Source organism: Streptacidiphilus sp. ASG 303, assembly GCF_020991365.1.
Lineage (GTDB): Bacteria > Actinomycetota > Actinomycetes > Streptomycetales > Streptomycetaceae > Peterkaempfera.
This window is the reverse complement of record NZ_JAJLRA010000056.1, coordinates 1-7,192: the sequence shown is the minus strand read 5'-3', so window position 1 is coordinate 7,192 and position 7,192 is coordinate 1. Positions and strand designations below refer to the sequence as shown.

Genomic DNA, 7,192 nt, shown 5'->3' with positions numbered 1-7,192 from the left:
CCGCCGGGCGCGGGCCGGGCGCGGGAGCGCCGGCGGCCGGGCGCGGACCCGGCGCGGGGGCACCGGCGGCCGGACGCGGCGCGGGCCGCGGGCCGGGTGCGGGACGGGCCGTGCCGGCGTCGCCGGACGGCTGGGGCGCCGCGGGCTTCCGCGGGCCAGGCTTGGCGGAGGAACGGCCGGAGCCGCCCCCCTGGAAAGCGTCGGTCAGCTTGCGAACGACCGGCGCCTCGATCGTCGAGGACGCCGAACGGACGAACTCGCCCAGCTCGGTGAGCTTGGCCATGACGACCTTGCTCTCCACGCCGAGCTCCTTGGCGAGCTCGTATACCCGGACCTTAGCCACATCGCTCCTTCTGGTCCGGGGTGGTCGTCCGCCGGACCGTTGCTACTTCATGGGCGTACTCATCGCGTACTCATCGAGTGCTCATCGCAATCTCGACCTACTTCCATCTCGCGAGGTACCTGGTGTCGGCGCGGGCACCTGCATGCCCGCGCACCGTGCTGTTCCGTGCAGCGAACCCTCCCGCGTTCAGCGGGTGCGCTCCCCGACGTACCGGTCGAGCGCCGCCGTGTCGAGCGGGCCCTGCAGGCGCAGGGCCCGCGGGAACGCCCGGCGGCGCACCGCGAGGTCGAGGCAGCCCGGGTCGGGGTGCAGGTGCGCCCCTCGGCCGGGCAGCGCGCCGCGGGGGTCGGGGACGCACACGCCCTCCACCGCCACGACGCGCAGCAGTTCGCGCTTGGCCGCCCGCCTGCGGCAGCCCACGCAGGTGCGTTCAGGGCATGCACGGGCACGCGTCCGGCCAGACACGTCCAAGTCTACTCCTCCACTGGTGGTTCCCGCGGCCCCGGTGATCCCACCGGGGCCGCGGACCCCCGGCACCCCCGTCCGGCGGGGGTCCGGGGCTACTGCTCGGTGTCCGGCCGGATGTCGATCCGCCAGCCGGTCAGCCGGGCGGCCAGGCGGGCGTTCTGGCCCTCCTTGCCGATGGCCAGCGACAGCTGGTAGTCCGGCACGGTTACCCGGGCGGAGCGCTGCTGCAGGTCGACGATCTCCACCCTGGTCACCCGGGCGGGCGACAGGGCGTTGGCCACCATCTCCGCCGGGTCGTCCGACCAGTCGACGATGTCGATCTTCTCACCGTGCAGCTCCGCCATCACGCTGCGCACCCGGGCGCCCATCGGGCCGATGCAGGCGCCCTTGGCGTTCAGCCCCTGCCGGTGGGAGCGGACCGCGATCTTGCTGCGGTGGCCGGCCTCCCGGGCGATCGCGGTGATCTCCACGGAGCCGTCCGCGATCTCGGGCACCTCCAGGGCGAAGAGCTTCCGCACCAGGTTGGGGTGGGTGCGCGACAGCGTCACCGACGGGCCGCGCACGCCGCGGCGCACCGCGACCACGTACGACCGCAGGCGGGTGCCGTGCTTGTAGTCCTCCCCCGGGACCTGCTCCTGCGGGGGGAGGATCGCCTCCAGCTTGCCGATGTCGACCAGCACGCTCTTGGGATCGTTGCCCTGCTGCACCACACCGGTGACGATGTCGCCCTCGTGGCCGGCGTACTCCCCGAAGGTGCGCTCCTCCTCGGCGTCCCGCAGCCGCTGCAGGATGACCTGCTTGGCCGTGGTCGCCGCGATGCGGCCGAAGCCGCTCGGGGTGTCGTCGAACTCACGGGGCTCCTGCGCCTCGTCCGACTCCTCCAGCGCCCACACCGTCACGTGGCCGGTCTTGCGGTCCAGCTCGACCCGCGCCTTGGGGCGCGAGCCCTCCGTCCGGTGGTAGGCGATGAGGAGGGCCGACTCGATCGCCTCGACCAGCAGGTCGAACGAGATCTCCTTCTCCCGCACCAGCCCGCGCAGGGCACTCATGTCGATGTCCACGGCTACGCCTCCTCCTTGCTCTCGTCGCCCTCGTCGGAGGCGTCGACGTCCTGCTCGTCGTCCTGCTCGTCGTACTCGTCGTGCTCGTCGTCCGGGCCGCCGCCGGCGGCGGCCCCGGCGTCCTCGTCCTTCGCGTCCTTGCGGCCGAACTCCACCTGCACCCGGGCCTTCGCCACCTCGGCGTACTCCAGGCGCCGCTCGGCGGGCCTGCCCCGGCCCTTCACCGGCTGCACCTCGACCAGGACGCCCTCGTCGTCGGCCTCCAGCACCCGGGCGACCAGCTCGCCTCCCGCGGCCAGCTGCGCCTTCACCAGGCGCCCGGCGGCCCGGCGCCAGTGGCGGGGCTCGGTCAGCGGCCGGTCCACGCCCGGCGAGCCGACCTCCAGCACGTACGGGGCGCCGCCCATGGCGTCCGCGTCGTCCAGGGCCTGTCCGATCTCCCGGCTCAGCTCGGCCACGGTGTCGAGCCCGACGCCGCCGTCGGCGTCCACGACGACCTGGAGCTGGCGGCGCCTGCCTGCCTGGGTGACCCGGACCTCCTCGAGGTCCAGTCCCGCTCCGGCGGCCAGCGGCTCGATCAGGGCACGCAGCCGGTCGTTCTGGTGGGTGCTCATCCGGGTGACTCCTCGGCCGCGTCTGCTGTTGTCGGAAGCGCTGCAAAGCCTATCCGGTCGGGCCCCGTGGTGCCGATTCCGCGCACCCGTCCCGGCGAGCGGCCACCCCGCCGCCGGTGCGCGCCCCGCCTGCGGGTACCTTCCGTTCGGCGGCCCTCCGCCGCCCCCTGCACCTCCGCGCCCCCCGTACCGGCACGCACCCGCCGGCCCGGGGGACGCGCCGTCGCACCCCACGGCACCCCCAGCGTCACCCCACCGTCACCCCACCGTCCCGAGAGACCAGCGGGAGCGCGCATGCAGTCCCCCACCCGGCGGGCCGTCCTCGGCGCCGCGGTCGGCGGAGCCGTCCTCACCCTCGGCGCCTGCTCGGCGGACGCCCCGGCGCCCGCGGGGACCGCCGCGCCCGACCCCGACCTGGCGGTCCGCCGCCGGGCGGTCGAGGCCACCGCGGCGCTCGCCGCCGCCTACGACGCGGTCCTCACCGCGCACCCGACGCTGGCCGGGCGGCTGCAGCCGCTGCGCGACCAGGTCCTGCGGCACCGGGCGGCCCTCGCCGCGGGCCTCCCGGAGGGCGGTACGCCGCCGGCCGCGACGGCCCCGGGCACCGCCCCCGCGCCGGGCGGGCCGTCCGGTACCGGCGCGCCCGCCGCCCCGCCGACCGCCTCCGCCGCCGCGGTCCCGGCCGCGCCCGCGGCGGCGCTGGCGTCCCTGGCCGCCGCCGAGCGCCGGACCGCCGCCTCCCGGACGGCGGCCCTCGACACCGCCTCCCCGGAACTGGCCCGCCTGCTCGCCTCGCTCGCGGCCTGCGGCACGGTGCACGCACTCGCCCTCGGCCCCTGACCGCCCCGGCCCCGTACCCGGACCGCCGCCGCCGCCGGCGCACCCGCCGACGCGGCGGACCACCGCCCCGACGACCCGAAAGCCACCGCGTGACCACGCCGAGCGCCCCCTCCGCCACCGCCCTGGGCCCCGCCGGACCCGGTCCCTCCGCCCCGGGCCCCGTACCGCCCGCCCTGCAGGCCGCCCTCGCCGCCGAGCACGCCGCGGTCTACGGGTACGGCGTCGTGGGCGCCCACCTCACCGGCGCCCGCCTCGCCGCCGCCCGGGCCGCCTACGACGCCCACCGGGCGCTGCGCGACACGCTCCACCGCGAGATCGCGGCCCGCCGGGGCACGCCCGCCGCCGCCGCGGCCGGCTACGAGCTGCCGTTCCCCGTCACCGGTCCGGCCTCGGCCGTGCGGCTCGCCGTCCTGCTGGAGGAGCGCCTGGCCGCGGTCCACGCCGACCTGGTGGACGCCGCCCGCGGCCCGCTGCGGCGCACCGCGGCCGACGCCCTGTGCGGCGCCGCCGTGCGCGCGGCGCGCTGGCGGGGCCCGGCCGCGCCCGGGCCCGCCTTCCCCGGCCTCCCCGAGCGGGCCGCGACGCCCCCCGCGCCGTCCGCCCCGGCGTCCGCACCGGTGTCGCCCGGGCCGTCCGGGGGCGCGGCGCGGTGAGCGTGCGCCTCCGTGCGGGGCGCCGTGCCCGACAATGGGTACGGCGTCCGCGCCACGGGGGAGCACGACGAGAGGACAGCATGCAGCCGGCGATCACCGTCCCCGAGCGCCTGGAGCGCACCCTGAGCCGGTGGGAGGGGGAGGCGGGGAGCACCTGGCTCTCCGCGCTGCCGTCCCTGGTGGAGGCCCACCTGGAGCGCTGGGGGCTCACCGCGGAGCGCGTCTGCGAGCCCGGCGGCCAGATCAGCCTGGTGGTGTACGTCCGCCGGGCCGACGGCACCCCCGCGGCGCTCAAGGCCGGCATGGTGACTCCGGAGACGGCCCAGGAGCACGCCGCGCTGGCCCACTGGGCGGGGCGCGGCGCCGCCCGCCTGCTGGAGGCCGAGCCGGAGCGGGCCGTCCTGCTGCTGGAGCGGCTGCACGGCGACATCACCCTGCGCTCGCTGCCCGAGGCCAAGGCGATGCTGGAGGCGGCCGGCATCCTGCAGCGGCTGTGGGTGGCGCCGCCCGCCGGGCACCCCTTCCGGACCGTGGCGGAGCACGTCGGCGGCCAGCGCGAGGAGCTGCGCTCCCGCCGCGGCCTGTCGGGGGCGGCGGACGCCGGCGCGCTGGTGGACGAGGCCCTGGAGGTGTCGGCCGGCCTGCTCGCCGACGCCCGGGAGGACCACCTGCTGCACGGCGACTTCCACCACGGCAACGTCCTGGCCGCCGAGCGGTTCCCCTGGCTGGCGATCGATCCCAAACCCCTGGTCGGGGAGCGGGCGTACGACCTGGCCTGGCTGGTCCAGGACCGGAAGGACACACTGGTGGGCTCCCCGGGGCCGGAGGCGGCCGTGCGCCGCCGCCTGCACCGGCTCGCCGAGTCCCTGGAGGTGGACCGGGATCGGCTGCGCGGCTGGACGCTCTTCCGCACCGTCGAGGCGGGGCTGTGGAGCCTGTCCGTCGGCGACAGGGCCTCCGCCGAGCTCTTCCTGGAGTTCGCGGGCCGGCTGTGAGCCCGGCCGGGTCCCGCCCCGGTGCCGCGCGCGGATCGGCCCGCGGCACCGGGCGGGCCGCCCTCAGCGGTCGAGGACCTGGCCGAACCAGGCGTTGCCGGAGACCCCGGCGTCCTTCGCGAGCATGCTCGCGGCGCCGGTGGTCCCGACGCCCGAGGCGGTGCCGCGCAGCACGGTCAGGGAGCCGGAGCCGTTCTCTCCGGGGGAGCCGACGGACAGCTCCGCGCGGCCGTCCCCGTACCGTCCGACCCCGCCCCGCACCGCCCCTCGGCGCGGCCGGCCGGGCACCGGCGCCGTCACCCCCGCAGCGGCAGCTCCGCCCCCATCACCGCGTACGGGCGCGCCGTGTTGGGGAAGAGCACCGGCCGGGCCAGGTCCACGTACCCCAGCGACCGGTAGAGGCGCCGCGCCGGGGTCTCCTCGTCGATCGCCGACAGGATGGAGCGGGACAGCCCGGAGCGCGCGCACAGGCCGGTGATCAGGGCCCGCCCCAGCCCGCGGCGCTGCCAGCCCGGGTGGACGTGCAGCTCGGTGACGGCGAAGGAGCCGTCGAGCCAGTCGCCGTGGCCGCGCGCCTCCAGGAAGGGCTGGATCACCGTGCTCCACCAGTGGGCGCGGTCGTTCGGCATCCCGTACCCGAAGCCGACCATGCGGCCGCGGTGGAACGCCCCGAGGGCGACGACACCGGGGCAGGAGGCGTGGCGGACGACGATCTGCAGCCGGACCGCGACCTCCTCGTCGGTGAGCCCGAAGGCGAGGGCCTGCACCGCGAGCGCCTCCTCGGCGCGGGCGGCGAGGTCGAAGGGCTCGATCACCACGTCGTCCACCACGTCGTCGTCCATCGCGGGGACGTTACCCGCACCTCAGAAGAGAATGCTCATGAACGCCCCGACCTCGCGGAAGCCGACCCGCCGGTAGGCGGCGCGGGCGGGGAGGTTGAAGTCGTTGACGTACAGGCTGGCGACGGGCGCGACCTCGCGCAGGGCGTACTCCACGACGGCGGCCATGCCGGTCTCCGACAGCCCCTGGCCGCGGCGGTCGGGGGCGACCCAGACCCCCTGGATCTGGCAGGCCCGGTCGGTGACGGCGCCGATCTCGGCCTTGAAGACGACCCGGCCCTCCTCGAAGCGGGCGAAGGCCCGGCCGCCGGTGACGAGTTCGGCGACCCGCGCCCGGTAGAGGAGGCCGCCGTCCCCGGCCGTCGGCGAGACGCCGACCTCCTCGGTGAACATCGCCACGCAGGCGGGCATGAGGAGCTCGATCTCGTCGCGGCGGACCCGGCGCACGCGGGGGTCCGGGGCGACGGTGGGCGACGGCTCGGTGATGGTCATGAGCGGCTGGCGGGCGCGGACGTCGCGGGCCGGGCCCCAGCCGGGCTCCAGCAGCGACCAGAGCTCGGCGGTCGCCTCGGCGGGGCCGACGATGGAGGAGCAGCGCCGCCCCTGGCGGCGCGCCCGCTCGGCGAAGGCGCGGACGGCGTCGCTCCCGGCGCAGATGGGCACCAGGTTGGCCCCGGCGTAGCAGAGGGCGTCGAGGCGGCCGGCGTCGTCGTACCAGCCCCACATCTCGCCGCCGAGCCGCCAGGGGTCGAGGCCCGCGACGTGGACGCGGGCGGCGACGAAGGCGTTGGCCACCGGGTCGCGGTCGAGCACGTCGAGGGCGTCCTCGAGGTCGGGCGCCTCGAGGACGCGGGTGGTCGACACCGAACTTCCCAGCATCTGCGCGCCTCACCATGCCGTCGGGCTGCCCGTGCCGCAGCACCCGTCCCCGTGCGGGCGCCCGGCGGCCGGGTCGGCCGCGGGGTCCGGGCTCCGGGGTCCCGGGCTGCGGGGCCCCGGGCTGCGGGGCCCCGGTCTCGGGGCCCGGCTTCCGAGGGTACGGGTCCTGCGGACGGCACCCTACCCCCGGGCGGCCGGAGAGCGCGCGGGGCCGGAGGGCGGGTGCCGTCCGGCCCCGGCGCGGGCGTTCCCGGGAGGGCGTTCCCGGGACGGGGCCGGCCTCGGGGCCGACCCGAGGAGGACCGGGCCTGCGGGGTCAGCCGAGGGGGGTGACGGTGGGCTCGCCGGAGGCGACGCCGTCGGCCTCCATCTGCTCGGCGAGCTTGAGGGCCTCCTCGATGAGGGTCTCCACGATCCGCGACTCCGGCACCGTCTTGACCACCTCGCCCTTCACGAAGATCTGCCCCTTGCCGTTGCCCGACGCCACCCCCAGGTCCGCC

The 7,192-nt window shown here is 77.4% G+C and carries 10 protein-coding genes and 1 pseudogene; 3 read left to right on the top strand and 8 right to left on the bottom strand.

The features are described 5' to 3' along the window. From LO771_RS29715 to rimP, 4 genes are all read right to left on the bottom strand, one after another. On the bottom strand, positions 1 to 343 hold a 343-nt coding region (locus tag LO771_RS29715), incomplete at its 3' end, for a translation initiation factor IF-2 N-terminal domain-containing protein (RefSeq protein WP_230748213.1). Positions 344 to 529: 186 nt separating this feature from the next. Continuing rightward, complete coding sequence (locus LO771_RS29710) at positions 530 to 808, bottom strand: YlxR family protein (protein ID WP_230748216.1); 279 nt, start codon at positions 806 to 808, stop codon at positions 530 to 532. A gap of 95 nt (positions 809 to 903) precedes the next feature. Further along, complete coding sequence (gene nusA, locus LO771_RS29705) at positions 904 to 1,872, bottom strand: transcription termination factor NusA (protein ID WP_230748211.1); 969 nt, start codon at positions 1,870 to 1,872, stop codon at positions 904 to 906. Between the two features lie 2 nt (positions 1,873 to 1,874). Next, entirely contained in the window at positions 1,875 to 2,486 is a 612-nt protein-coding gene (gene rimP / locus LO771_RS29700; protein ID WP_230748208.1) for a ribosome maturation factor RimP, read from the bottom strand. A gap of 294 nt (positions 2,487 to 2,780) precedes the next feature. Here rimP and LO771_RS29695 point away from each other — a divergent pair, with 294 nt between their 5' ends. The 3 genes from LO771_RS29695 to LO771_RS29685 all read left to right on the top strand — a co-directional run bounded on the left by LO771_RS29695 (position 2,781) and on the right by LO771_RS29685 (position 4,974). After that, positions 2,781 to 3,326, top strand: coding sequence for a hypothetical protein (locus LO771_RS29695; RefSeq protein ID WP_230748206.1), 546 nt, complete (start codon positions 2,781 to 2,783; stop codon positions 3,324 to 3,326). Positions 3,327 to 3,448: 122 nt separating this feature from the next. Then, on the top strand, positions 3,449 to 3,979 hold the full coding sequence (locus tag LO771_RS29690; RefSeq protein ID WP_230748214.1) for a ferritin-like domain-containing protein: 531 nt from the start codon (positions 3,449 to 3,451) through the stop codon (positions 3,977 to 3,979). 80 nt (positions 3,980 to 4,059) lie between these two features. After that, a complete protein-coding gene (locus LO771_RS29685) occupies positions 4,060 to 4,974 on the top strand; it encodes an aminoglycoside phosphotransferase family protein (protein WP_230748204.1) in 915 nt (304 codons plus the stop codon). A gap of 63 nt (positions 4,975 to 5,037) precedes the next feature. On the opposite strand, the gene LO771_RS29680 is transcribed toward LO771_RS29685, so the two are convergent. The 4 genes and pseudogenes from LO771_RS29680 to LO771_RS29665 all read right to left on the bottom strand — a co-directional run. After that, the gene (locus LO771_RS29680) at positions 5,038 to 5,235 is read right to left on the bottom strand and encodes a hypothetical protein (RefSeq protein ID WP_230748202.1); all 198 of its coding nucleotides are present in this window, start codon (positions 5,233 to 5,235) and stop codon (positions 5,038 to 5,040) included. A gap of 35 nt (positions 5,236 to 5,270) precedes the next feature. Then, on the bottom strand, positions 5,271 to 5,816 hold the full coding sequence (locus LO771_RS29675) for a GNAT family N-acetyltransferase (protein ID WP_230748199.1): 546 nt from the start codon (positions 5,814 to 5,816) through the stop codon (positions 5,271 to 5,273). Positions 5,817 to 5,837: 21 nt separating this feature from the next. Beyond that, a complete protein-coding gene (locus tag LO771_RS29670; protein WP_230748198.1) occupies positions 5,838 to 6,692 on the bottom strand; it encodes a GNAT family N-acetyltransferase in 855 nt (284 codons plus the stop codon). A gap of 316 nt (positions 6,693 to 7,008) precedes the next feature. Next, positions 7,009 to 7,192, bottom strand: a pseudogene (locus LO771_RS29665) (4-hydroxy-3-methylbut-2-en-1-yl diphosphate synthase); the annotation flags it as partial.